Origin of the sequence: Caulobacter sp. UNC279MFTsu5.1, assembly GCF_900114015.1 — a bacterium.
Taxonomy (GTDB): domain Bacteria; phylum Pseudomonadota; class Alphaproteobacteria; order Caulobacterales; family Caulobacteraceae; genus Caulobacter.
Genome location: NZ_FORN01000005.1, coordinates 42,427 through 65,242, shown reverse-complemented (window position 1 = coordinate 65,242; position 22,816 = coordinate 42,427). Strand labels below are relative to the sequence as shown.

The 22,816-nt window shown below is 69.1% G+C and carries 22 protein-coding genes; 9 read left to right on the top strand and 13 right to left on the bottom strand.

Annotation, left to right across the window (positions count from 1 at the left end; translation table 11 throughout):
• Nucleotides 1-4: 4 nt before the first annotated feature.
• Together BM066_RS03995 and BM066_RS03990 are read right to left on the bottom strand one after the other, a co-directional pair.
• Nucleotides 5-1,492, bottom strand: a complete 1,488-nt coding sequence (locus tag BM066_RS03995) for an aldehyde dehydrogenase (protein ID WP_018061948.1) — start codon at nt 1,490-1,492, stop codon at nt 5-7.
• Nucleotides 1,493-1,739: 247 nt separating this feature from the next.
• Nucleotides 1,740-2,420 (bottom strand): GntR family transcriptional regulator, encoded by a 681-nt coding sequence (locus tag BM066_RS03990; RefSeq protein WP_018061949.1) that lies wholly within the window; start codon nt 2,418-2,420, stop codon nt 1,740-1,742.
• A gap of 78 nt (nt 2,421-2,498) precedes the next feature.
• Between BM066_RS03990 and BM066_RS03985 the strand changes: the two genes are divergently transcribed.
• Together BM066_RS03985 and BM066_RS03980 are read left to right on the top strand one after the other, a co-directional pair.
• Entirely contained in the window at nt 2,499-3,818 is a 1,320-nt protein-coding gene (locus tag BM066_RS03985; RefSeq protein ID WP_018061950.1) for an omega-aminotransferase AptA, read from the top strand.
• A gap of 91 nt (nt 3,819-3,909) precedes the next feature.
• On the top strand, nt 3,910-4,689 hold the full coding sequence (locus tag BM066_RS03980) for a site-2 protease family protein (RefSeq protein WP_026176530.1): 780 nt from the start codon (nt 3,910-3,912) through the stop codon (nt 4,687-4,689).
• A 170-nt stretch (nt 4,690-4,859) separates the two neighbouring features.
• Here the strand turns inward: BM066_RS03980 and BM066_RS03975 are convergent, their stop codons facing one another.
• Nucleotides 4,860-5,960, bottom strand: coding sequence for a methyl-accepting chemotaxis protein (locus BM066_RS03975; protein ID WP_049801087.1), 1,101 nt, complete (start codon nt 5,958-5,960; stop codon nt 4,860-4,862).
• 444 nt (nt 5,961-6,404) lie between these two features.
• The gene (locus BM066_RS03970; RefSeq protein ID WP_089924485.1) at nt 6,405-6,857 is read right to left on the bottom strand and encodes a hypothetical protein; all 453 of its coding nucleotides are present in this window, start codon (nt 6,855-6,857) and stop codon (nt 6,405-6,407) included.
• A 220-nt stretch (nt 6,858-7,077) separates the two neighbouring features.
• Here BM066_RS03970 and aroC point away from each other — a divergent pair, with 220 nt between their 5' ends.
• A complete protein-coding gene (aroC, locus tag BM066_RS03965) occupies nt 7,078-8,199 on the top strand; it encodes a chorismate synthase (protein WP_018061238.1) in 1,122 nt (373 codons plus the stop codon).
• Nucleotides 8,200-8,403: 204 nt separating this feature from the next.
• Here aroC and BM066_RS03960 read toward each other — a convergent pair whose 3' ends face one another.
• Nucleotides 8,404-8,616 carry a hypothetical protein gene (locus tag BM066_RS03960; RefSeq protein WP_018061239.1) on the bottom strand — a complete coding sequence of 71 codons (213 nt, stop codon included), beginning with the start codon at nt 8,614-8,616 and terminating at the stop codon, nt 8,404-8,406.
• A gap of 298 nt (nt 8,617-8,914) precedes the next feature.
• Here BM066_RS03960 and BM066_RS03955 point away from each other — a divergent pair, with 298 nt between their 5' ends.
• Entirely contained in the window at nt 8,915-9,421 is a 507-nt protein-coding gene (locus tag BM066_RS03955; protein WP_026176415.1) for a response regulator, read from the top strand.
• Nucleotides 9,422-9,548: 127 nt separating this feature from the next.
• Here the strand turns inward: BM066_RS03955 and BM066_RS03950 are convergent, their stop codons facing one another.
• Nucleotides 9,549-10,208, bottom strand: a complete 660-nt coding sequence (locus BM066_RS03950; protein WP_018061242.1) for a tetratricopeptide repeat protein — start codon at nt 10,206-10,208, stop codon at nt 9,549-9,551.
• A 189-nt stretch (nt 10,209-10,397) separates the two neighbouring features.
• Between BM066_RS03950 and BM066_RS03945 the strand changes: the two genes are divergently transcribed.
• A complete protein-coding gene (locus BM066_RS03945; RefSeq protein WP_018061243.1) occupies nt 10,398-10,631 on the top strand; it encodes a hypothetical protein in 234 nt (77 codons plus the stop codon).
• Between the two features lie 49 nt (nt 10,632-10,680).
• On the opposite strand, the gene BM066_RS03940 is transcribed toward BM066_RS03945, so the two are convergent.
• From BM066_RS03940 to queC, 6 genes are all read right to left on the bottom strand, one after another.
• Nucleotides 10,681-11,199 (bottom strand): hypothetical protein, encoded by a 519-nt coding sequence (locus tag BM066_RS03940; RefSeq protein WP_018062097.1) that lies wholly within the window; start codon nt 11,197-11,199, stop codon nt 10,681-10,683.
• A gap of 171 nt (nt 11,200-11,370) precedes the next feature.
• Nucleotides 11,371-11,790 carry a hypothetical protein gene (locus BM066_RS03935; RefSeq protein WP_143093641.1) on the bottom strand — a complete coding sequence of 140 codons (420 nt, stop codon included), beginning with the start codon at nt 11,788-11,790 and terminating at the stop codon, nt 11,371-11,373.
• Between the two features lie 19 nt (nt 11,791-11,809).
• Nucleotides 11,810-12,181 (bottom strand): YciI family protein, encoded by a 372-nt coding sequence (locus BM066_RS03930; RefSeq protein ID WP_018062099.1) that lies wholly within the window; start codon nt 12,179-12,181, stop codon nt 11,810-11,812.
• 233 nt (nt 12,182-12,414) lie between these two features.
• The gene (locus BM066_RS03925; RefSeq protein ID WP_018062100.1) at nt 12,415-12,780 is read right to left on the bottom strand and encodes a 6-pyruvoyl trahydropterin synthase family protein; all 366 of its coding nucleotides are present in this window, start codon (nt 12,778-12,780) and stop codon (nt 12,415-12,417) included.
• Nucleotides 12,781-12,854: 74 nt separating this feature from the next.
• Nucleotides 12,855-13,487, bottom strand: coding sequence for a 7-carboxy-7-deazaguanine synthase (queE, locus tag BM066_RS03920; protein ID WP_018062101.1), 633 nt, complete (start codon nt 13,485-13,487; stop codon nt 12,855-12,857).
• 129 nt (nt 13,488-13,616) lie between these two features.
• Entirely contained in the window at nt 13,617-14,408 is a 792-nt protein-coding gene (gene queC, locus BM066_RS03915) for a 7-cyano-7-deazaguanine synthase QueC (protein ID WP_026176552.1), read from the bottom strand.
• 479 nt (nt 14,409-14,887) lie between these two features.
• Here queC and BM066_RS03910 point away from each other — a divergent pair, with 479 nt between their 5' ends.
• The 4 genes from BM066_RS03910 (at nt 14,888) to BM066_RS03895 (ending at nt 21,212) form a co-directional block, all read left to right on the top strand.
• Nucleotides 14,888-17,701: a TonB-dependent receptor gene (locus BM066_RS03910; RefSeq protein ID WP_026176553.1), complete on the top strand. Its 2,814-nt coding sequence runs from the start codon at nt 14,888-14,890 to the stop codon at nt 17,699-17,701.
• Between the two features lie 301 nt (nt 17,702-18,002).
• The gene (locus BM066_RS03905) at nt 18,003-18,953 is read left to right on the top strand and encodes a sensor histidine kinase (protein ID WP_255367465.1); all 951 of its coding nucleotides are present in this window, start codon (nt 18,003-18,005) and stop codon (nt 18,951-18,953) included.
• Between the two features lie 150 nt (nt 18,954-19,103).
• Nucleotides 19,104-19,562, top strand: a complete 459-nt coding sequence (locus BM066_RS03900) for a response regulator (protein WP_177218371.1) — start codon at nt 19,104-19,106, stop codon at nt 19,560-19,562.
• A 120-nt stretch (nt 19,563-19,682) separates the two neighbouring features.
• The gene (locus BM066_RS03895) at nt 19,683-21,212 is read left to right on the top strand and encodes a response regulator (RefSeq protein WP_018062106.1); all 1,530 of its coding nucleotides are present in this window, start codon (nt 19,683-19,685) and stop codon (nt 21,210-21,212) included.
• Here BM066_RS03895 and BM066_RS03890 read toward each other — a convergent pair.
• Nucleotides 21,209-22,762, bottom strand: coding sequence for a tetratricopeptide repeat protein (locus BM066_RS03890; protein ID WP_018062107.1), 1,554 nt, complete (start codon nt 22,760-22,762; stop codon nt 21,209-21,211). The genes BM066_RS03895 and BM066_RS03890 overlap by 4 nt on opposite strands.
• Between the last annotated feature and the right edge of the window lie 54 nt (nt 22,763-22,816).

Below are 22,816 nucleotides of genomic sequence, written 5' to 3'. Positions count from 1 at the left end.
GGCATCACCTCAGCGTCACGGACACCGACTTCAGGTCGGCGTACTTGTGCAACGCGTGAAGGCTGCGGTCGCGGCCGAAGCCCGACTGCTTGAAGCCCCCGAACGGCATGGTGATATCGCAGGCGTCCCAGCCGTTGATCCAGACCAGGCCCGCCTTCAGCCGCCGGGCCGAGGTCAGGGCGCGGTCGATGTCCGAGGTCCACAGGCCGGCGGCCAGGCCGTAGACGGTGTCGTTGGCCAGGCCGATCGCCTCGTCCGGCTCCCTGAAGGTCTGCACCCCCAGCACCGGGCCGAACACCTCCTCGCGGGCCAGGGTGTGGTCGGGCTCCAGCCGGTCGAAGATGGTGGGCTCGACATAGAAGCCCCCGCTCTCCTGGCGCACCCGCCGGCCGCCCAGGAGCCGGCGCGCGCCCTGGCTGTCGGCGGTGGCGATGTAGTCCAGGGCGGTGTTCATCTGCCGCTCGCTGACCATGGCCCCGAAGCTGGTCTCCGGATCCAGCGGGTCGCCGGGGACCATGGTCCGGGCCACGGCGATCACCTTCTCGACGAAGGCGTCCTTGATCGAGTCCTGCACCAGCAGGCGCGAGGCGGCGGTGCAGACCTCGCCCTGGTTATAGAACACCCCCCAGGCGGCGGCCTGCGCGGCGGCGTCCAGGTGCTGGCAGTCGGCGAACACGATCTGGGGCGACTTGCCGCCCAGCTCCAGCGACACGCGCTTGAGATTGGACCGCGCCGAATACTCCATCAGCCGCCGGCCGACCGGGCCCGAGCCGGTGAAGGCGATCATGTCGACGTCCATCGACAGGGCCAGGGCCTCGCCGGCTGTGCCGCCCAGGCCGGGAACGACGTTCAGCACGCCCGGCGGCAGGCCCGCCTCCAGGGCCAGCTCGCCCAGCTTCAGGGCGGTCAGCGGCGACTGCTCGGCGGGCTTGAGGACCACGGAATTGCCCATGGCCAGGGCCGGGGCCACCTTCCACATCGCCATGTGCAGCGGGAAGTTCCACGGCACGATGGCCCCGATCACGCCCAGGGGCTCGTGCACGGCCCAGCTCAACCGGTCGATCGGCGAGGCCCCGACCTCGCCGTAGATCTTGTCCAGCGCCTCGGCGTACCAGCGGGTGGTGCCGATCGCCAGCGGCACGTCGACGGCCCGGGCGTCGCGGATCGGCTTGCCGGTGTCGACGCTCTCCAGCAGGGCCAGTTCCTCGGCGTCGCGCTGCATCAGCTCGGCCAGCCGAAACAGCACCGCCTTCTTGGCGCGCGGGCCCTGGTCGCGCCAGCGGCCGTCCTCGAAGGCGGCGCGGGCGCTGGCGACAGCGCGGTCGACGTCCTCGGCCTGGCAGGCGGCGACCTGGTTCAGCACCGTGCCGTCGCGCGGCGAGACGTTGTGGAACGTCATGCCCGAGGCGGCCTCGACCAGCGCGCCGTCGATCACCGCCCGGCCGGGCAGGGCCAGGGTCTTGAGGGCGTCGATCGGACGGGCGGCGGTCACGCGGGGTCTCGCTGTAAATTGTGATCACAGTTTGCGGTGAAAGGCCGGCTGTCAAGGTCGGGCCGGGACCCGAAGAGGCGGCGCCTGACCGTTGGGCGCCGTTTCCCCTCCCCCGTGCAACGGGGGAGGTGGCGCGTCGCGCAGCGGCGTGACGGAGGGGGCGTCCGCCCGCGCACGACGCCCCCTCCGTCACGATGCGTATCCGCATCGCGCCACCTCCCCCGCTTCGCGGGTGAGGAGAAGCCGCTCACCGTCCCGCCTCCACCGCCACGCGCATCTTGTCCATGCCCTCCGACAGGTCCGCGGCGATCGCCCGCCGCGCGCCCTCGGCGTCGTGGGCCTTCAGCGCCTGCATGGCCTCGGCGTGGCGGTCGGCGACCAGGCCGTCGGCGCCGACCCGGCCGAACACCACCCGCATGAACGGCCCGATCTGCAGCCACAGCCCGCCGGCCATGGCCAGCAGCACCTCGGCCCCGGCCCGCTCGTAGAGGGCGAAGTGGAAGTCGTGGTTGGCGGTCATGTAGGCGTCGACGTCGCCCAGCTTCAGGGCGTCGTCGACGGCCGCGTCCAGTTCGCGCAGGCGTTTCAGCAGGGCGGCGTCGGCGTGGGGCGCGGCGCGTGCGGCCAGCTCCGGCTCGATCCAAAGCCGGGCCTGGGACAGCTGGTCCAGGCGGTCGGCGGTCAGGGACGGCACGCTGAGCCGCTTGTTGGCCGGATTGATCGCCAGGGCCCGTTCGGCCACCAATCGCCGCACGGCGTCGCGCACCGGCATCGGCGACACTCCCAGCTCGGCCGCCAGGCTGCGCAAGCTGACCCCGACGCCGGGCGCGATGCGGCCGGTGATCAGGGCCTGGCGGATGGCCTCGTAGACCTGGTCGTGGACGGCCAGGCTGTCGGCGAGGGGTTTGCGGGACTTTGCTTCACTCATCCGCGCCTCCTCTTCCGGTAGGGGTGGACAAGAGACCTCCAATTGCGATCACAATGCAAGGCCTTCCGGAGATCCCCCATGCCCGATTTCGGCGCCAACGACCTCGACGCCTTCTGGATGCCGTTCACCCCCAACCGGCGCTTCAAGGCCCATCCCCGGATGCTGGCCCGCGCCGAGGGCATGCACTACGCCACCCCCGACGGCCGCCAGGTTCTGGACGCCACCTCGGGCCTGTGGTGCGTCAACGCCGGCCATAACCGTTCGAAGATCGTCGAGGCGATCCGCCGCCAGGCCGGCGAGATGGACTACGCCCCCAGCTTCAACATGGGCCATCCGGCGGCCTTCGCCTTCGCCAGCCGCATCGCCCAGATCACCTCGCCGGGCCTGGACCGCATCTTCTTCACGGGCTCGGGCTCGGAGTCGGTCGACACCGCCCTGAAGATCGCCCTGGCCTACCACCGGGCCCGCGGCAAGGGGACCAAGACCCGGCTGATCGGCCGCGAGCGCGGCTATCACGGCGTCGGCTTCGGCGGCATCTCGGTGGGCGGCATCCCCAAGAACCGGATGTATTTCGGCGGCCTGCTGACCGGCGTCGACCACCTGCCCCACACCCACGGCGTGGCCGGCAACCTGTTCAGCCAGGGCCAGCCCAAGAACGGGGCCGAGCTGGCCGACGCCCTGGAGGCCATCGTCGCCCTGCACGACGCCAGCAACATCGCCGCGGTGATCGTCGAGCCGGTGGCCGGCTCGACCGGCGTGCTGGTGCCGCCCGAGGGCTATCTGCAGCGCCTGCGGGCCATCTGCGACAGGCACGACATCCTGCTGATCTTCGACGAGGTGATCACGGGCTTCGGCCGCGTCGGCGCGGCCTTCGCGGCCGAGCGGTTCGGGGTGGTCCCGGACATGATCTGCATGGCCAAGGGCCTGACCAACGCCGCCGTCCCGGCCGGGGCGGTGGCCGCGTCCGAGGCCATCTACCAGGCGATGATGGACGGGGCCGACGCGCCGATCGAGCTGTTCCACGGCTATACCTATTCGGCCCATCCCCTGGCCTGCGCGGCGGGCCTGGCGGCGCTGGAACTCTACCAGGAGGAGGGCCTGTTCGCCCGGGCCCTGGACATGGAGCCCTACTGGCGGGCGGCGGTCCATTCGCTGAAGGACGCCCGCCACGTGGTCGACATCCGCGACTTCGGCCTGATCGCCGGCGTCGAGCTGGAGCCGCGCCCCGGCGCGCCGACCGCCCGGGCGATGGCGGCGTTCGAGACCGCCTTCGACCGGGGCCTGCTGATCCGGGTGACCGGCGACATCATCGCCCTGTCCCCGCCGCTGATCATCGAGCGGGGCCAGGTGGACCAGGTGGTGGAGACCATCCGGGCGGTGCTGGCGGGGGTGGATTAACGTCGAGGGACGCCCCCTCCGTCACGTCGCCTATCGGCGCCGCATCCTCCTCCCCCGCTGCGCGGGTGAAGAGAGATGGTTATAAGGAGTGATGACCGTCACCGACATCCGTCCGTCCAAGCCCGCCCCGATCAGCGCCAACGCCCTGATCCTGGTCGCGGTGTTCGCCGCCCTGACCTTCGCCCTGGCGCGGATGGAGCGGCCGCCCGGCGTGCTGACCTTCGCCTTCGTGGTGACGGGCTGGATCCTCAGCGTGGTGGTCCACGAGTTCGCCCACGCCGTCGTGGCCTACAAGGCCGGCGACCACACGATCGCCCAGAAGGGCTACCTGACCCTGGATCCGCTGAAATACACCGACCTGGGCACCAGCCTGGTCCTGCCGCTGGTCGCCCTGGCCCTGGGCGGGATCGGCTTTCCCGGCGGGGCGGTCTATCTGCGCGACGACCTGATGCGCAGCCGGCGCGGCCGGGCCCTGGCCTCGCTGGCCGGGCCGCTGGGCACCCTGGCGGTGCTGATCGGCCTGGCCGTCTGCCTGGGCGCCGACCGGGCGATCGGCGTCGAGACCAGCCCGCTGTCGCGCGCCGCCGCCTTCCTGGCCTTCCTGCAGGCCTTCGCCCTGGTGCTGAACCTGCTGCCCCTGCCGGGCCTGGACGGCTTCGGCGTGATCCGCCCCTACCTGCCGCCGGCGATCCAGCAGCAGGCGACGAAGGTCGGCGGCCTGGTGTTCATCGGCCTGTTCCTGGCGATCTTCTTCATCCCCGGGGTCAACCACGCCCTGTTCAGCGTCGTGCTGACGATCACCGACCTGTTCGGCGTCTCCCGCCCCGACATCGGCGCGGGCTATCGGGCGTTCCGGTTCTGGGAGAACTAAACCCTCTCCCGGGGGAGAGGGAGGGACCCGCCGCGCAGCGGTGGGAGGGTGAGGGATTACACCCTCGCCGTTTTCGCAGAGCGCCCTGCCGGCACGCCGGTCGACGTCTTACCCCCTCACCCTCCCAAGCTTCGCTTGGGCCCCTCCCTCTCCCCATGGGAGAGGGTTTTTCAGGCCGCCCTCACCCCGGGGCGAAACGTCGAGGCCGGCTTTTCCGCCTCCGCGGTCTGGACCAGGCAGCCGTACCAGCCCAGGCCGGCATAGGTCTCGTAGCCGGGGGTCAGGGCGTAGCCGATGGTGCGGGCGCCGTCGGCGTAGCTGGCCATGTCGCCGCCCGAGGTGTCGAGCTTGAAGGTCTCCTCCAGCACGCCCTTGCCGTCCGAACTGGCCAGCACCCGGTGGTTCTGGTCCAGCAGCAGCACGCGCGAGCGGGCGCGCTCCTCGTCGGTCAGGCGCACGCCGTCGACCACCGCCTGGGCCTGGGGCTTCCAGTCGAAATGCACGCCCAGCACGCCCAGCACCTTGCCGTTGGCCTGGCCGCCCTCGCGGATGGCCGTGGCGTAGGTGGCGACCGGGGCGTCGTTCAGGGCCTTGACCCGCTCGATGTCGCAGACGGTGAAGTCATCGCCGGACTTGGTGCGCAGGGCGTCGCGGAACCACGGGGCGTCGGCCACCGAGGCGTTGCGGGCGGCCGGATAGCGATCGGGGCGGCCGCTGGCGATCACCCGGCCCGACGGATCGGCGATCCACAGGTCCAGATAGACGGTGTAGGCGTCGAGGATCACCTTCAGCCGCTGGCTGGCGTGGGCGCAGGCCTCGCGCGAGGGGGCCGCCACGCAGTCGACCACGGCGCTGTCGGTGGCCCACCAGCGCACGTCGCAGGTGCGCTCATAGAGGTTGCGGTCGATGATCTCGATGGCGTTCAGCGCCAGGTCGACCAGGCGCTGGCCGCGCAGGTGGGACAGGATCGCCCCGCCGATCGCCGTCAGCTCGTCGAGGTCGGCGCGCACCTGGCTCTCCAGGGCGGCGGCCACCGTGTCGATCTGGGTGGAGATGGTCTTGAACTCCTCGGCGACGATCGCGAAGCCGCGCCCCGCCTCGCCGGCCCGGGCGGCGACGATCAGGGCGTTGATCGCCAGCATCTTGGCCGAGCGGTTGACATAGGCGATCTCGCCGATCTTCTCGCCGGCCACGGCGCTGAGGCGCTCGCTGAGCTCCAGGATGCGCTCTGGGCGGAGACTGGCGTCTTCGCCCACCGAAGGTCCTGCCATGAAGGTTTTCCCCGAAAACCGACGGCGAGACCCGGAACAGCCGAATCACGCCTGAGAGGCGAGAATGACACCGGCGTCAGCTTTCAAAATGGGGGGCGGACAATCCGTCGCGCCTTCCGGTCGGTTTCGCGGCATGTTGCGGCGCGAAAAGCTGGGTTTCACGGCAATCTTTGCCCGATTAATCATCAAGGCCACGGTATCGCCATCCGGCGGTCGGCCGCCAGACCTCGCTGAACGGCGGATGCTCCCCCTCCGGGGGAGCTGTCGCGAAGCGACTGAGGGTCTTCACCTCCGGGCTCGGGAGCACGCCCCTCGGCATGCCCCCGACCTTGGCCGGGCCGATCTAGAGCGTTTCCCGACCTGATTGCATCAGACCGGCGCTCTAGATCTTTGTCTGGCGCATTTTCTTCACGCGAACCGGTGTCGGCTTCGCTCGAAAATGCTCTAGCCGACCGGGCTCAGCACCTTGTAGGCGGGCTTGGCCTTGGCCGCGTCGCTCTGGTTCACCGTGAACGAATAGTCGCTCCAGTAGATCGCCACGATGTTGGGCTGACTGCTGTTGTACGACACCTCGTGCCATTCGCGGGTCGAGGAATAGATGCTCAGATAGTAGACGTCGCCGGTCTGGTCCTGGAAGGCCAGGTACATCGAGCCGCTGCCGATGCCCTTGGGGCCCTGGGCGTCCACGCGCACCTGGTAGTTGTAGAGGCCGGCGATGGACTGGAGCTCGATCTGGTAGACCGTGCCGCCGTCATTGGCCACGACGCAGTTCTGCGGGGAATTGCCGTTGACGGTGGCCGACTGGTTGGGCTGCATCCCGCCGGAGGAGGTGGCGGTGTAGTAGCCGCTGGTGCACTCGCCGCAATCGCCGTTGAAATTCGCTGTGCCGGTGGTCATTTCGCTTACTCCCTGTTTTGTCCGGCCAATCGCCGGAACACCACTTTAGGTGTTTGCGTTATGGACATTAGCTTGAAGTTGCATATAAAGCAACTCTTGGGTGCTTTTTCTATACTACTACTATAAAGTGTATTTGACCCAGGAGGGCCGCCCGGAACCACCGCGGAAGAACGTCCCGCCGGGCTTTGCCCCCTCCCGCGCTTTCCGCTACACCGCCCGCATGTCGCACAACACCTTCGGCCACCTGTTCCGCGTCACCACCTGGGGCGAAAGCCACGGCCCGGCCCTGGGCTGCGTGGTCGACGGGGTCCCGCCGGGCGTCGCCCTCACCGCCGAGCAGATCCAGGCCTTCCTCGACAAGCGCCGCCCCGGCCAGGGCAAGTTCGTCACCCAGCGCCAGGAGCCGGACGCCGTGCGCATCCTGTCGGGGGTGTTCGAGGACGAGCGCACGGACGGCCAGCGCACCACCGGCACGCCGATCAGCCTGATGATCGAGAACACCGACCAGCGCTCCAAGGACTATGGCGAGATCGCCCAGGCCTTCCGGCCGGGCCACGCCGACTATCCCTATTTCGCCAAGTACGGGGTGCGCGACTATCGGGGCGGCGGGCGCAGCTCGGCGCGCGAGACCGCCGCGCGGGTGGCGGCCGGCGCCATCGCCCGGCTGGTCATTCCCGGCGTCACGGTGCGCGCGGCCCTGGTCCAGATCGGCCCGCACGCCATCGACCGCGCGAACTGGGACTGGGACCAGGTCGAGCAGAACCCCTACTGGTCGCCGGACGCCGCGATCATCCCCGTGTGGGAAGAGCACCTGGAGAAGGTTCGCAAGGCCGGCTCCTCGACCGGCGCCGTCGTCGAGGTCGAGGCCGCGGGCGTGCCGGCCGGCTGGGGCGCGCCGCTGTACGGCAAGCTGGACGCCGAGCTGGCCGCGGCCCTGATGTCGATCAACGCCGCCAAGGGCGTGGAGATCGGCGAGGGCTTCGCCAGCGCCGCCCTGTCGGGCGAGGACAACGCCGACCAGATGCGGATGGGTCCCGACGGCCCGGTGTTCCTCAGCAACCACGCCGGCGGCGTGCTGGGCGGCCTGTCGACCGGCCAGCCGGTGGTGGCCCGCGTGGCCTTCAAGCCGACCTCGTCGATCCTGACCTTGCGCCAGAGCGTCAACGAGGCCGGCCAGGAGGTCGACCTGCGCACCAAGGGCCGCCACGACCCGTGCGTGGGCATCCGCGGCGTGCCGGTGGTCGAGGCCATGACCGCCTGCGTCCTGGCCGACGCCTTCCTGCGCCACCGCGCCCAGACCGGCGGCGGGGTGTTCGTTCCGGGCATGAGCGGACGGCGATAAGACCCACCCGCTGCGGCGCCATCGCATAGACCTCAAATACGACTGTCATCCCGGACAAGCGCGCAGCGCGAAGATCCGGGACCGACGCGTGAACGCATGCGCTTCCGGCGGTCCCGGATCTACGCCCGGCTTTCGCCGGGCTTGTTCGGGATGACAGCTTTTGCAGTGAACCCATGCGCCTCCCCCGAGAGAGGGCGCTTCCCCCTACCCCTTCCGCGCCTCCGGCCAGTCCTCGGGCCGCAGGATCATCGTGGGGCGCAGGAACGGCGAGCGGACGCGGTCGTAGTCCTGGATGTGCAGGCTTCGACAGATGATCTCAAGCAACTCCCGACCGCCGACCTCGGGCGGAGGCTCGGCATGCATCTGGTTCCAGAGCTCGAGAGCTTCGCGCTTGATGAGTTCGTCGCGGGAGACCATTTGAAATCCATATCCCTTCGGCGCATCAACTCTCGGACGGCCAGTCTCGTTCCTAAGTTTTTCGTTGACAAAAGGTGACCAAGCGCCACCGGCGTTAAGGATAGTCTGGGTCGGACCAGAATGAAGACATGAGGCGGAGCGCGCGAAAGCCCGTCCCGCCCTATGTCGAAATCTGACTTAAGACTGAAAACATTGGGCTTTTCGACGATTGCCGATTGACCGCCCGCGTCGGCGCCCTAACCTCCCCGGCGACCGGCGCGCTGAACGAGGCCGTGGATCGCGAACGAGCCGGGGGCCTGTGCGCTTCGATCTTTTGAAGATCCTGCTGGTCGACGACAATCAGCACATGCGCTTGCTGCTGACCGAGATCCTGCGGGCGCTGGGCGTGCGGCGGATCTACGAGGCTGTGGACGGCGCCGAGGCGCTGCGGATGATGCGCGAAATCGAGATGGACCTGGTCATGACCGACCTGACCATGGGTCCGCTGGACGGCATCGACTTCGTCAACCTGCTGCGCAATTCGCCCGACAGCCCCGCCCCGTTCGCCCCGGTGATCATGATCACCGGCCATTCGACAATGCGGCGGGTGGCCGAGGCCCGCGACGCCGGGGTCAACGAGTTCCTGGCCAAGCCGGTGACGGCGCGCGGCGTGATCCACCGCATCAACCTGCTGATCGAGCACCCGCGCCCGTTCATCCGCTGCGCCGGCTATTTCGGCCCCGACCGCCGCCGCCGGCCGGACCCCGCCTTCACCGGCCCCTGGCGCCGCCAGGGGGACCCGGGGGTGGAGGAGGCGATGTACTGAGCGGCTCGCGACACGCCCCTCGTCGGACGGCGCGGGCCGGCGAGACGCGCGAACGACCGGGGATGGATCGACATTCGGCGGCGTCGCTCAATGAGCCCAAGATGACGGCTTGGGAAGGTCGATCCGCCTAAGCCTCGACGCCCCGCCGTTTCCAGACCTCGCCGATGCGCGGATCCAGCTTCAGAGCCCTCTCGATGTCGGCGGCGCCGGCCGTCGGGTCGCCCAATCGCCGCTTCACCAGACCGCGTATATAGAGCGTGGTCGCCGATCGCGGCGCGAGGCGCAAAGCCGCGTCATAGTCGGCGAGCGCAAGCTCGAACTCGCCGCGCCGGAAGTGGACGAACCCCCGCGTGTCCAGCGGATCGATGGTCGGCTCCAGTCCCACCGCCTTGTCGCTGCAGGCCAGGGCCTGATCCAGCTCCACGCCCCGCAGGGCGCGGATCCACCCTGCATGGCTCCAGGCGTTCGCGCTATCGGGCGTCAGGCGCAGGACCGCGTCGTGATCGCTGGTCGCCCCGGCCAGATCGCCGGCCGCCTCGCGCGCGAAGGCCCGCTCGGCGATCGCCCTGGCGAACTGCGGCTGCAGGGCGATCACCTCGTCGAACGCCGCGATGGCCGCTGGATAGTCCCGCCGCGCCACCAGGGCTCGCGCGCGATCCAGGGCGCGCTCCTGCCGCGGGCCTGTCGGCTGATAGAGCGGATTGGCGCGCGCCCAGCCGTCCCTCGCCAAGCTGGGCGAGCCGGCGAGACAGGCCAGAACGACGATCATGAAAGCCAGCGCCCGCATGTCACCCCCGTCTCGACGGCCTCGCGCCATGTCTTTTGATGACCTTTGCAGTGATAACCACTTTCGAGAACTTGGCCATCGATGATCCCTCAGCGCCACACAGCGGCCATCGGACGCGGCGACCCTGGCCGCGGCCCGGGCTAGAACCCAGACCCCGACCTCAGTGAGCTTGCCCCAATGTCGCGTCACATGTCCCCGCGTCGCCTTCCCCTCGTCCTGGCCCTGCTGGCCGTGGCCGCCATGAGCCAGGGCTGCCTGGCCGTCGCCGCCGGCGGCGCGGTGGTCGGGGCGGGCGCGGCCGTGGTCGGAACCACCGGCAAGGTCGTGGTCGGGGCCGGCAAGGCGGTGATCCCCGGCGAAAGCAAGAAGGACCGCGAAGAGCGCGAGTTCAAGGAATGGAAGAAACAGCAGCGGGACGGCTAAAGCGTTTTCCGACCTGACTGCATCAGGCCGGCGCTCCAGGCGTCTCGCCTCAGGCCTCGTCCAGCCAAGCCAGGAACACGAATTGGCAGGTTTCCCCCGCGAGGTCCTCCATCAGCTCGGCCAGGCGGCGCTTCCCGATCGCGGCGCGCGCCGCCGAGGGCAGATCGCGCTCTTCCGGCCCCCAGCCATAGATGCTGATGTCCACCCGCGGCAGTTCGAACTCGCCGCCCAGCTCGAACACCTCGACGTTCGAAATCACCATGCCCCGCGGAGCGGCGAACTCGGCCAGGCGCGCCAGCTGACCTGCGTTGGGAACTCGGCAGCCGCGCCCGGTCTGGGCCGCCTCGAAAGCTTCGGAAAGCTGAAGCGCGCCACCGCCCACGACATGGGCCTCGCCGATGAAGCCGCCGTCCCAGAGATAGAAGACGCCCGCCTCGCGGATCGCTTCCGCGCCGCCGTCAGCTGGGAACACGAACCCAAGCCGTCGCTCGTCGCCGGCCGCGAGCGACGCGACGCCCAGCTGAGGGATCCCAGTGTAGCCCTCCAGGGGCTCCGCCTTCGACGTCATGCACGGGCAAGCCCACCCGGCGCGCCTGGGCCCTGGCAGCCCCCATCGCCCCGAGCGTACATGGTCACGTCCGCCACGACGTGAGGCGGCAGATTGGCGATGTGTTCGGCTCGGCTCATGGCCCTCGCCTAGCATCCGACGTGGCCCGCGGCCATTCGGGACGGCGGGGCGCTACTGGTTCTTCACCGCCAGGCAGCGCTTGGCGCCGGCCTTCAGCGTCAGGGTGGCGGCGATGGTCGAGGACTGGCCGCAATAGTGGCTCAGCCGGGTCTGCGTGAAGTCGAAGACGATGGTGTCGCCGCGTTTGCGGGCCACGGCGACGTCGTCGTCGGTCAGCGGGAAGGTCGTGACCCCATCCGGGCCGGCCGCCGGCTCGCCCTCGGGCGCCAGGCTGCAGCTGGTGACGTCCGACGCGCCCTTGGTCATGGCCAGATAGTCGAAGCCGGTCACCCGCTCGCCCTCGACCGTCGCCGACAGGACGTGGGTCACCGGGCCCTTGGTCGCCGAGCACCGCCAGGTCTCGGCGCCGGCCAGGGCGGGCGCGGCGGCCAGGCTCAGGCTGACGAGGGCGGCGAAGGTGATGTGGCGCATGGCCATGACTTTCAGGACCCTACTCCGCCGCGATCGCCCCCGGCAGGTACAGCCGCATCGGCCGCACCTCGTAGGCGCCGCCGGGATTGGCCACGCCCAGCTCGCGGGCGACGGCCAGGGCCTCGTCCATGTCGGCGACGTCCAGCACGTAGAAGCCCAGGAACTGCTCCTTGGTCTCGGCGAACGGGCCGTCGACCACGAAGGGGGCCTCGGTCTTGACCAGGGTCTTGGCCGAGGACGTGCCGGTCAGGCGTCCCGACGGCCCCATCTTGCCCTCGGCGATCAGCCGGTCATGGACGACCGACAGCCGCCCCATGACGGCGTCGTCCTGTTCCTGGGTCCAGCCCATGACCTCGGTCTCGTTGTTGTAGCACAGCAGCATGTAGAGCATCGGCGGCCTTCCCCGGCGTCATCGGCGGCGTAGGGATAGGACAGGTCCGCGCGGGAAGGAAGACCGGTGTTTTTCGGACGCCCAGACGCCCCCTCCGTCACGCGGCTGCGCCGCGCGCCACCTCCCCCGTTGCACGGGGGAGGAGAAGGCGCGTCCAACTCTCCTCCCCCGCATGGCGGGGGAGGTGGCGCGATGCGGATACGCATCGTGACGGAGGGGGCGTCCCGCGAGGCCTACAGGCTCAGCGCGCAGCTTTCGCCGATCGTCGGGCGCGAGATCACCACGCGCGACAGGCCGGGGAACTGCGGCGCCAGGCGCTCGGCGAAATAGAGGCAGATGCGCTCCAGGGTCGGGCTTTCCAGGCCGGGGCGGTCGTTGAGCAGGCCGTGGTCCAGCTCGGCGGCCACCGCCTTCAGAGCGCCGTCCAGGCTGTCGAGGTCGGCCACCCAGCCGGCGTCCTGCATGGTCCCGCGCACGCTGGCCTCGACCTTGAACGAGTGGCCGTGCAGCTTGCGGTAGCGATGGTCGGCGGGACCTTGCTCGATGTAATGGGCCGCGTCGAAATGCGCGGCCTTCGTGATCTCGAAGACGGGCTTCATCAGGGTACTTCTTTTGACAAGGCCTGGGAGGCTCTAGCGGCTCGACCCTGTCACCAGGTCGAGCGCCTTATCCGTCAGGGCAGGCCGAGATATTTGTGCGTCTGGACGCTTAAACGCCATTGTGGGTGCGAAAGGCAATAGGCGATGGCCAATTGCGTGTTGCGCTCGCGGTCCGGGCCGTCCATCGGCTGCAGGTAGAAACGCTCGAAATCCAGGCTCGCGAAGCGCTCGGGAAGCGCCTTGTCCTGCGGATAGACCAGCTTCAGCTCCTGGCCCCGGACCTGGACGACCGGCGCGTCGGCCTTGGGGCTGACGCAGATCCAGTCGATGCCGTCCGGCGCGACGACGGTGCCGTTGCTTTCCACCGCGATCATGAAGCCCCGGGCGTGCAGGGCGTCGATGGCCGCGGCGTCCAGCTGCAGCAGCGGCTCGCCGCCGGTGCAGACCACCAGGCGGTCGTCGGGACCGCCCGTCCAGGCCGCCTCGACCGCGTCGGCCAGGGCGTCGGCCGTGGCGAACTTGCCGCCGCCCTCGCCGTCGGTGCCGACGAAGTCGGTGTCGCAGAAGGTGCAGACAGCCTTGCGGCGGTCCTGCTCGCGGCCGCTCCACAGGTTGCAGCCGGCGAACCGGCAGAACACCGCCGCCTTGCCCGCCTGGCCGCCCTCGCCCTGCAGGGTGAGGAAGATCTCCTTGACGGCGTAGGTCATGAGCGCCCTCCCCTCTCCCCTTGCGGGAGAGGGTGGCGATCCGAAGGACCGTCGGGTGAGGGGTTGAAAGCTAGGTCCGCCGCGTAGGACGGACCGATCGGGTGCGGCGTCATCGGTTTGAGAGACCCCTCATCCGACGGCTTCGCCGCCACCTTCTCCCGCAAGGGGAGAAGGAAGAGGAGAACGCCCGCCAGCGTCCCAGTCCTCGTACCCCTTCTGGCGCAGCTCGCACGCCGGGCACTCGCCGCAGCCGTGGCCCCAGGCGTGCAGTTCGCCGCGGTCGCCCTGGTAGCAGGTGTGGCTCTCGACCACGATCAGGTCGACCAGCGCCTCGCCGCCCAGGGTCTTGGCCAGGGCCCAGGTCTGGGCCTTGGTCAGGGTCATCAGCGGGGTCTCGACGGCGAAGTCGCGGTCCATGCCCAGGTTCAGGGCCGTCTGCATGGCGTCCAGGGTGTCGCGGCGGCAGTCGGGATAGCCTGAGAAGTCGGTCTCGCACATGCCGCCGACCAGCGCCCCCAGGCCCCGGCGGTCGGCCAGGGCGGCGGCGTAGACCAGGAACACCAGGTTGCGGCCGGGCACGAAGGTCGAGGGCAGGCCGCGCTCGGTCATCTCGATGGCGACGTCGGCGGTCAGGGCCGACTGGGCCACGGCGCCGAAGCCGGTCAGGTCCAGCACGTGGTCCTCGCCCAGGCGGTCGGCCCAGTGCGGGAAGCGCTCGGCCATCTGATGGCGCACGGCCTGGCGGGCCTGCATCTCGACGGCGTGGCGCTGGCCGTAGTCGAAGCCGACGGTCTCGACCCGGGCGTAGCGCTCCAGGGCCCAGGCCAGGCAGACGCTGCTGTCCTGGCCGCCGGAGAACAGCACCAGGGCGGCGTCGGCCCGCGAAACGCCGGACGCGGGGGAAACTTCAGAAATGGACATGGCGTCTCTCTACACGAGGCGCGCGGGCTTGACGACCGGTCGGGACCAGGCGGGCCGCGCCCGACCGTTGCGCGGGCTCACCAGGGGCGAAACAATCGTTTCGAACGCCGATATTTTGGCTGTACCTTCGACGCGAACGGGACACTATGAACCGGGCGTTCCGCTGCGGTGCGCCAAGGTTTCCGGCCTGAAATCACGCGTGACGTAACGTCACGCGCCGGACCGTCTTTTCGAATTTCCGCGAAACCTTGTCCCGTCGAGGAAAATGTGACCCTGAGTAAAGTGAAAACGCGTAACCTATCACTGATTACTTGAACCTTGGCCGGTTGACAGCCCCAGGCCCCAAGTATGCAATCGCCCAATGCTGCGGAGGGTCGGCCGTACGCCCGCGTGGTGTTGAAAAGTACGGCAGCCGAGGAAACAACGCGACGTCCGCAGGGTCCGCCATAAGGAGCCGCGACGTCCAGGGAGGGAATAGAATGTCGCAATCTCTGCGTATGCGGAGCGTGCTGGCCGTGGGCGCGTCCGTCGCCGTGCTGGCCGCCGTCGCCGCCCCCGCCTTCGCCCAGACCACGTCCGCGCCCCAGCAAGGCGGCGGCAACGTGCTCGAGGAGCTGGTCGTCACCGCCCAGAAGAAGGAAGAGGCCCTGCAGGACGTGCCGATCGCGGTGTCGGCCTTCAGCCAGGACAGCCTCAAGGCCCAGAAGATCGACGGCGGCCCGAACCTGCAGCAGGCCATCCCGAACGTCACCTTCGCCAAGAGCAACTTCACCAACACCTTCAACTTCGCGATCCGCGGCATCGGCAACAAGGCCGTCGGCGTCTCGACCGACGGCGGCGTCGGCGTCCACGAGAACAACGCCCCGCTGCAGTCGGGCAACCTGTTCGACGCCGAGTTCTTCGACGTGGAGCGCGTGGAGGTGCTGCGCGGCCCGCAGGGCACGCTGTACGGCCGCAACGCCACCGGCGGCGTGGTCAACATCATCACCGCCAAGCCGGTCGACACCTTCGAGGCCGAGATCACCGGCGAGGTGGGCAACTACAGCACCCAGAAGCTGCGCGGCATGATCAACCTGCCGATCATGGGCGACAAGCTGGCCGTCCGCGTGGCGGGCAACTACCTCAAGCGCGACGGCTTCGTCACCAACACCTACAACAACCACAAGGTCGACGACCGCGACCTGTATTCGACCCGCGTCTCGGTGATGTTCAATCCCGTCGACAACCTGCGCACCAACTTCATGTGGGAGCACTTCAACGAGGACGACAGCCGCGCCCGCGTCGGCAAGCAGCTGTGCACCAAGGACAACGGCCCGGCCACGGTGGGCGGCGTGCCCACCGGCGCGGCCCGCGCGTTCCTCAGCCAGGGCTGCCTGCCCGCCTCGCTGTACGGCGACAGCGCCTACGGCACGGTCAACACCTCGGGCACCCTGACCGGCGAGCTGGGCAATCTGGTGGGCTTCACCAGCGGCGACGCCAACGCCGGCGACACCGCCAGCCGCAACCTGCGTGAGATCGAGTCGCTGTTCGATCCGATCTACCGGTCGAAATCGAACATCTACCAGTTCAACCTGGCCTACGACCTGACCGAGGACCTGACCTTCACGGCCATGACCTCGTACAGCAAGGGCTCGGTCTACACCAAGCTGGACTACAACCGGAACGTCTCGACGGTTCCGTTCAACAACACGCCCTTCACGCCCGGCGGCTTCTTCACCGACCCGCAGGTCGGCCGGACCAATCTGTTCACCACCCTGGACATCTCGGCCGGCACCTCCAAGCAGTGGAGCCAGGAAGTCCGGCTGCAGTCGAACTTCGACGGCCCGCTGAACTTCAACTTCGGCGGCATCTATTTCGACTACAAGACCGTCACCGACTATTACGTGATCGGCAACTCGCTGACCCTGTCGGCCCTGGCTCTGAACTTCCAGAACACCGGCAACCCCAACTGCAACCCGGTGGCCCTGCCGACCAGCTGCATCGGCATCGACACCAACGCCACGCCGGATGGCAGCGGCCACAACTATTATGACAACCGCTCGCCCTATCACCTGAAGTCGAACGCCCTGTTCGGCGAACTGTACTGGCAGGCCAACGAGAAGCTGAAGTTCACCCTGGGCCTGCGCCGCACCCACGACGACAAGCGCCTGGACGTCTACGACACCGTGCTGCTGTCGCCGGGCATCGGCCTGAAGCAGAGCACCACCACCCCGCAGGAGAAGTCGGTCTTCAACGAGCTGACCGGCCGCTTCGGCTTCGACTACAAGCTGACCGACGACAACCTGCTCTACGCCTTCTATTCCAAGGGCTACAAGGGCGGCGGTTCGAACCCGCCGGCGGCGACCGGCTCGGCCAGCGTCAAGCCGCAGTTCGACCCCGAATTCGTCAACGCCTTCGAACTGGGCTCGAAGAACACCCTGGCCGGCGGCAGCCTGATGCTGAACGCCACCGGCTTCTACTACGATTACCAGGGCTACCAGATCTCCAAGATCGTCAACCGCACCTCGGTCAACGAGAACGTCAACGCCACGGTCTACGGCCTGGAGCTGGAATCGGTCTGGTCGCCGGTCCGCAACCTGAAGCTCAACGCCAACCTCGGTTACCTGCACACCAAGATCGGCAGCGGCGTGTCGTCGATCGACACCATGAACCGCACCCAGAGCAACCCGGCCTACACCGTGGTCAAGGCGGGTCCCAGCCTGCCCAACGTGGCGGTCGGCTCCAACTGCGTGCTGACCACCGCCGGCGTGGCCACGATCATCGCCCTGGGCCAGGGGGCGAGCCTGCCGTTCGCCTGCGGCGGCCCCGCCGTCTACCAGGCCTTCCTGCAAAGCCGCGGCGCCAGCCTGGCCCAGGCCCAGGGCCTGGCCTTCGGCACGGGTCTCTACAACTACGGCGCGGGCTACACGATCGAGGGCAAGGCGGCTGACCTGTCGGGCAATCAGCTGCCCAACTCGCCGCACTGGACCGCCTCGGTCGGCGCCCAGTACACCTGGGACTTCGCCGGCGGCTGGTCGGCCACCCTGCGCGGCGACTACTACCGCCAGAGCAAGCAGTACACGCGCGTCTACAACACCGTCTACGACCAGCTGAAGTCGTGGGACAACGCCAACATCACCCTGAAGGTCGAAAAGCCGGAATGGGGCCTGGAGATCGACGCCTACGTCAAGAACCTGGGCAACGACACCCCGATCACCGACGCCTACACCACCGACGACAGCTCGGGCCTGTTCACCAACCTGATCACGCTGGAGCCGCGCCTCTACGGCGTCAGCCTGACCAAGTCGTTCTAGGACGCCGCCTCACAGGCGAACCCCGCGAGGGCGGCGGAGCGATCCGCCGCCCTTTTTTCCGTTTGCAGGTCGTCGACGCCGCCGGATGTCCGACCGCGGACGGACGCCATGCCCGGCTTTCGATTCAGCCGGACGGACCGCGCCCTCCACCGTGAGTCGTATCGAACGCGCCGACGCAACTTCCCGGCTTCCCAGCCGTTAGGGGATGAAGCGAGTCACCTTGTGCGGCCCCATCTGACTTTCGCGATTTCCCGGCTTCTGGCTTTCGCTCCGCGAGCCTCCGGTCTTCCGAAAGCCGACCATGCCCGTTCCGAAACCCAGCCCCGAAGATGTCGCCCTGAGCCTGACCTTGGCCGTCGTGGCCTCCTCGCCCGCGCCGTTGCTGCTCCTGGACGACCAACTGACGATCATCACGGCCAGCACCTCGTTCTGCGACCTCTTCGACGCCCGTCCGGGCGAGCTCGCGGGCCAGCCGCTGTACGCGCTGGACGCCGGCGACTGGGACAGTCCCGCCCTCCGGTCCCTGATGACCGCGACCATCGCCGGCGAAGGGAGCCTGGACGCCTGCGACATCTATCTGAAACCCTCCCGTCGACCGGTTCGCCACCTGGTCGTCCAGGCCAGGCGACTGGACTATCTGGACCTTGAACAGACACGCCTGCTGTTGGCGATGTCCGACGTGACGGACGCGCGCGCCGACGCGGCGCTGCAGGAAAACGCCCTGCGCGAAAGCGGCGTGCTGTTGCGGGAGGTGCGCCACCGGGTCGCCAACAGCCTGCAGATCATCGCCAGCGTCCTGCTGCAGAACGCGCGCACGACCGAATCGGACGAGACGCGCGGTCACCTCAGGGACGCGCACCATCGCGTGATGTCCGTGGCCGCCCTGGAGCGCCTGCTGTCCAGCTCGCAGGATGGCGCCATCGATATCCATGCCTATTTCGCCAAGCTTTGCGAGATCATCCGCGCCTCGATGATCGGCGACCAGGCCCATGTCTCGCTGACAGTGGAGGGCGGCCAAGGCGTCGTGGAAGCCAGGGTCGCGGTAAGCCTGGGCCTGATCGTCACCGAGCTGGTGATCAATGCGCTCAAGCACGCCTTTCCCGATGGCCGGCCCGGGAAGATCACCATCGACTATAATTTCCATGGCCCCAACTGGATCCTCTGCGCGACGACGGCGTCGGCATGCCGATGGCCGCGCCGCCGCGAACAGGCCTGGGCACGAGCATCGTCCAGGCCCTGGCCCGGCAGTTGAACGCCTCCGTCGACACCACGCCGCAGCATCCAGGAACCCAGGTTTCCATTCGGCACACCCAGGTCGCCCTCGTGCGGGACCTGCCGGAGACGGCAAGCGAACGACTCGCCGCCTCCAGCGCCGCGGGCGGTCGATAGGCAGGGAATGATCATGACCGCATGGCGAGACGGCGACACCGGCAAGACCCTGATGATCGTCGAGGACGAAGCCCTCGTGGCGATGGTCCTGAAAGCCGAACTGGAGGACGCCGGATACCGGGTCCTGGATCTCACGGACCGTCACGCCGAGGCGCTCGAGGTCGCCATGGCGTGCAAGCCGGACCTCGCCCTGGTCAATATCCGGCTGGCCGGGCGCGATGACGGCATTGAGCTTGCCGAACATCTCAAGGAGATGGGAATCCCGGTCATGTTCATAAGCGGACAGGTCAGCCGGGCCCGATCGGCCCAGACGGTGGCCATCGCCTCGCTGCCCAAGCCCTACGACGCCGCCGACATGGTGCTGGCCGTCACCTATCTCCTGGCCCGCCTGAGAGGCGACCCGACGCTGCCGAAACCCAGCCGGCTGGAGGTGTTCGACGACAACGGTTTCGATCTCGCGCCGGCGGCTTAGGGCGATCGTCGCAGAGACAACCCGTCGCAGGCCCAGGCCCTCAAACACCTTCGCCATTTACGACTCCGCAACGCCGACAGGCGAAGGTGTGATCCCAACGACGCCTCGCCGAATGGCTGTATGGACACGCTCGCCCGCCTTATCGACCGCCGAGCCCCGATCGACCCCGCCACCGCGTGCGCCGAGGTCAGGGCGCTGTTCGACGTCCTCGCCGAAGCCGCCGCCATCGCCGTGGTCGTGGACGGCAAGCCCGTGGGCCTGGTCTATCGCGACGTGTTCCTGGGCCAGATGGCCGTCGCGCCCCACCTGGCCGCGCGTCCCGTCGCCGAGGTGATGGACGTCCACCCGCGCACGATCGACGCGGACATGCCCGCCGCCGACTTCGTCGAACACATCGCCCACAGCGCCACCCCCATCTTCCGCAGCGCCTATGTCGCCGTCGATAAGGCCGGCGACTATGTCGGGGTCGGCGGGCTGAATTCGCTGCTCACCTCGCACCGCCGCCGCCAGCGCGAGGCCGACGAGGCCATGGCCCTGGTCGAGCGCATGGCCCACGACATCGGCCACCACCTGGAAGGCGTGCTGTCCTTCACCGAGCGGCTGGAGCAGTCGCGGCTGACGCCCGACGCAAGCGCCTATGTCCGCGCCATCGGCGACACCAGCCGCGACATGAACCTCGTGCTAGGCCGCGCCATGGACCTGCGCCGCGCGGCGACCGGCGGCCTGGCCCTGTCGCCCGCCCCCGCCCTGCTGCGCGACCTCAGCGACGCCGTCGAGGCCCGCTGGGCCCCCCGCGCCGCCGAGGGCGGGTCCACCCTGTTGTTCTCCTACGACGGCGATCCCGACGCCGCCGCCCTGATCGACGCCGACCGCGTGATGCAGGTGTTCGACGCCCTGATCGAGAGCGCCCTGGCCAGCGGCCGCGGCGTGATCGAGGCCAGCCTCAAGGCCCGCTCCGTCGAGGGCGGGCTGAAGCTGGACGTCCGGGTGCGCGACAACGCCACGGGCTCGGCCGAGGTCCGCCTGGCCCGGGTGTTCGACCCGCTGGGCGCGGCGTCGATGGAGGACCGCAACGAACTGGCCCTAGGCGTGGGCATGGCCCTGGCCCAGGGCCTGACCCGGGCCATGGGCGCCCCGCTGCGGGCCGAGGCCAACCTGGGCGCCGGCCTGACCCTGCAGTTCACGCTCGTCGCCCCGGAAGCGATCCTGGCGACCGAGACCGACGACGAGCCGATGATGGACGCCCGCTCGGCCCACATCCTGATCGTCGACGACAACGCCACCAACCGCATGGTCGCCGAGGCCCTGTGCGAGATGTTCGACTGCACGTCCGAACAGGTGACCGACGGCGTCGAAGCCGTCGAGGCCGCCCGGTCGGGCCGCTTCGACCTGATCCTGATGGACATCAAGATGCCGCGCATGGACGGCGTCACCGCCACCCGCGCCATCCGCGAGCTGCCCGGCCGGGCCGGCTCGGCGCCGATCGTCGCCCTGACCGCCAACGCCGATCCCAACGACGTGGCCACCTACATCGCCGCCGGCATGCAGGACGTGGTCGAAAAGCCCATCAAGCCCGAGCGCTTGGCCATCGTGCTGTCGGCCCTGCTGGGCGGCGACGACGAGGACGAGGGCGCCGAGGCCGCGGCCTAACCCGCGGCTATGGAGGGGGCCGCCTTGGCCGCCTGGGCCTCCATGCGCGCCAGCAGGGTCCGCAAGCTCTCGCCGCCGCCGTGCGGGTCGTTCGCCAGCGGCCGCAGCAGCACGACCGCCCGCGCATAGTCGCCCCGCATCGCCAAGGCCTGCACCGCCTGCAGCGTCACGTCCGCCACCTGCGGCGCCAACTCAGTGGCCAGCAGCAAGCCCTCCATCACATTGTCGCTGGGATAGCCCGGCGACAGCGAGCGGCTGCGGGCGTAGGCCAGCAGGATCTGGTAGCGGGCGCCGTCGATCCTGAAGGCCTGCCCCAGCACCAGCGAGGCCTGCTTGTAGAGCGCCGGCTGCTGGGCGGGGTCGGCGTCGCCAATCGCCATCAGGGTCAGGGCCTTCAGCTCCAGCGCCTCGACATCGTCCGGCGCGGCGGCCAGGCGCCGATCGATCACCTCCTGGGCGAGGACGAACTCCTCGGCCTGCAGCCGGGCCCGGGCCAGGGCCCGTTCGGCCAGCGGATCGCCCGGATAGCGGGCGGCCCGCGCGCCGATGTCCTCGGCGAAGGCTCTGCGCGCCGCCATGTCGCCGACCGGCGAAATCATTCGGACCGTCTCCAGCAGCAGGTCATCGGCGGAGGCCGGCATCGAGGTCACGGTCACCTCGACCGGGCGGCTGCGCTTGCGGGTGAAGGCGGTGACCCGCAGTTGGGTCCGGGTGTAGTCGCGCAGGTCCTTCTGCAGGGCGGCCAGGGTCTTGCCGGTCGCCGCCTCCATCGCCTGCACCGACGGCGCGCCGCCGCCGACCGCCTTCATATAGGCCTGAAGCTGGGCGTAGCGGGCCGGATCGCTCATCAGATAGTGGGTCAGCAGCCAGGCCTGCGGATAATAGGTGGCCCATTTCGGGTCGCCGACGCGGGGGCCCTCGGTGAGCAGCTTGTCCAGCGGAAGCCAGTCGCCCTGCATCAGCCACGAGGCCCGGTTCGAATTGAACTTGCCGACCACGATGCTGTCGCCGCTGATGTCCGTCGTCATGAAGTACTCGGCATAGCCCTCGACCAGCCATGGCGCGTAGGCGTAGTTGAAGTACTGCTTCATGAAGTGGTGCACGTACTCGTGCAGCATCACGTCGTCGTTCTCGACCTCCTTGGCCCGGCCGACGGTGGCGACGCAGGCGATGCCGGCCGCGCCGGCGACGTAGTAGCCGCGCAGGGTCTCGTCGGCGCTCGGCCTCGCCCGGCGCAGCATGGACTCGCCGCGCACCAGATAGATATCCAGCTTGCGCGGCGGCGCGGCGCTGATCGGCAAGCCGTGCATGGACCGCAGGACCATGTCGAAGTCCTCGAGCCGGACGGCGTAGTCGCGCAGCACGTCCTCGCCGACCGACCCCTGGATCACGAACCGCGAGGTCTCCGCCCGGCGCCAGGACCCGGCCTTCACCGCTTCGGGCCGCGCCGTCTCGGCGCGCGCCGCGTCGCCCGCGCCGGACAGCGCCAGCAATCCCAGCACCACGCTCCGCCGATCGGCGCCGTCGGCCGCCGCGCTCCACCTGACCATGCCCGCCCCCAAAGCCACTCGACCCTAGGTTAGTCCGGGAGCGCGCGGAAACTC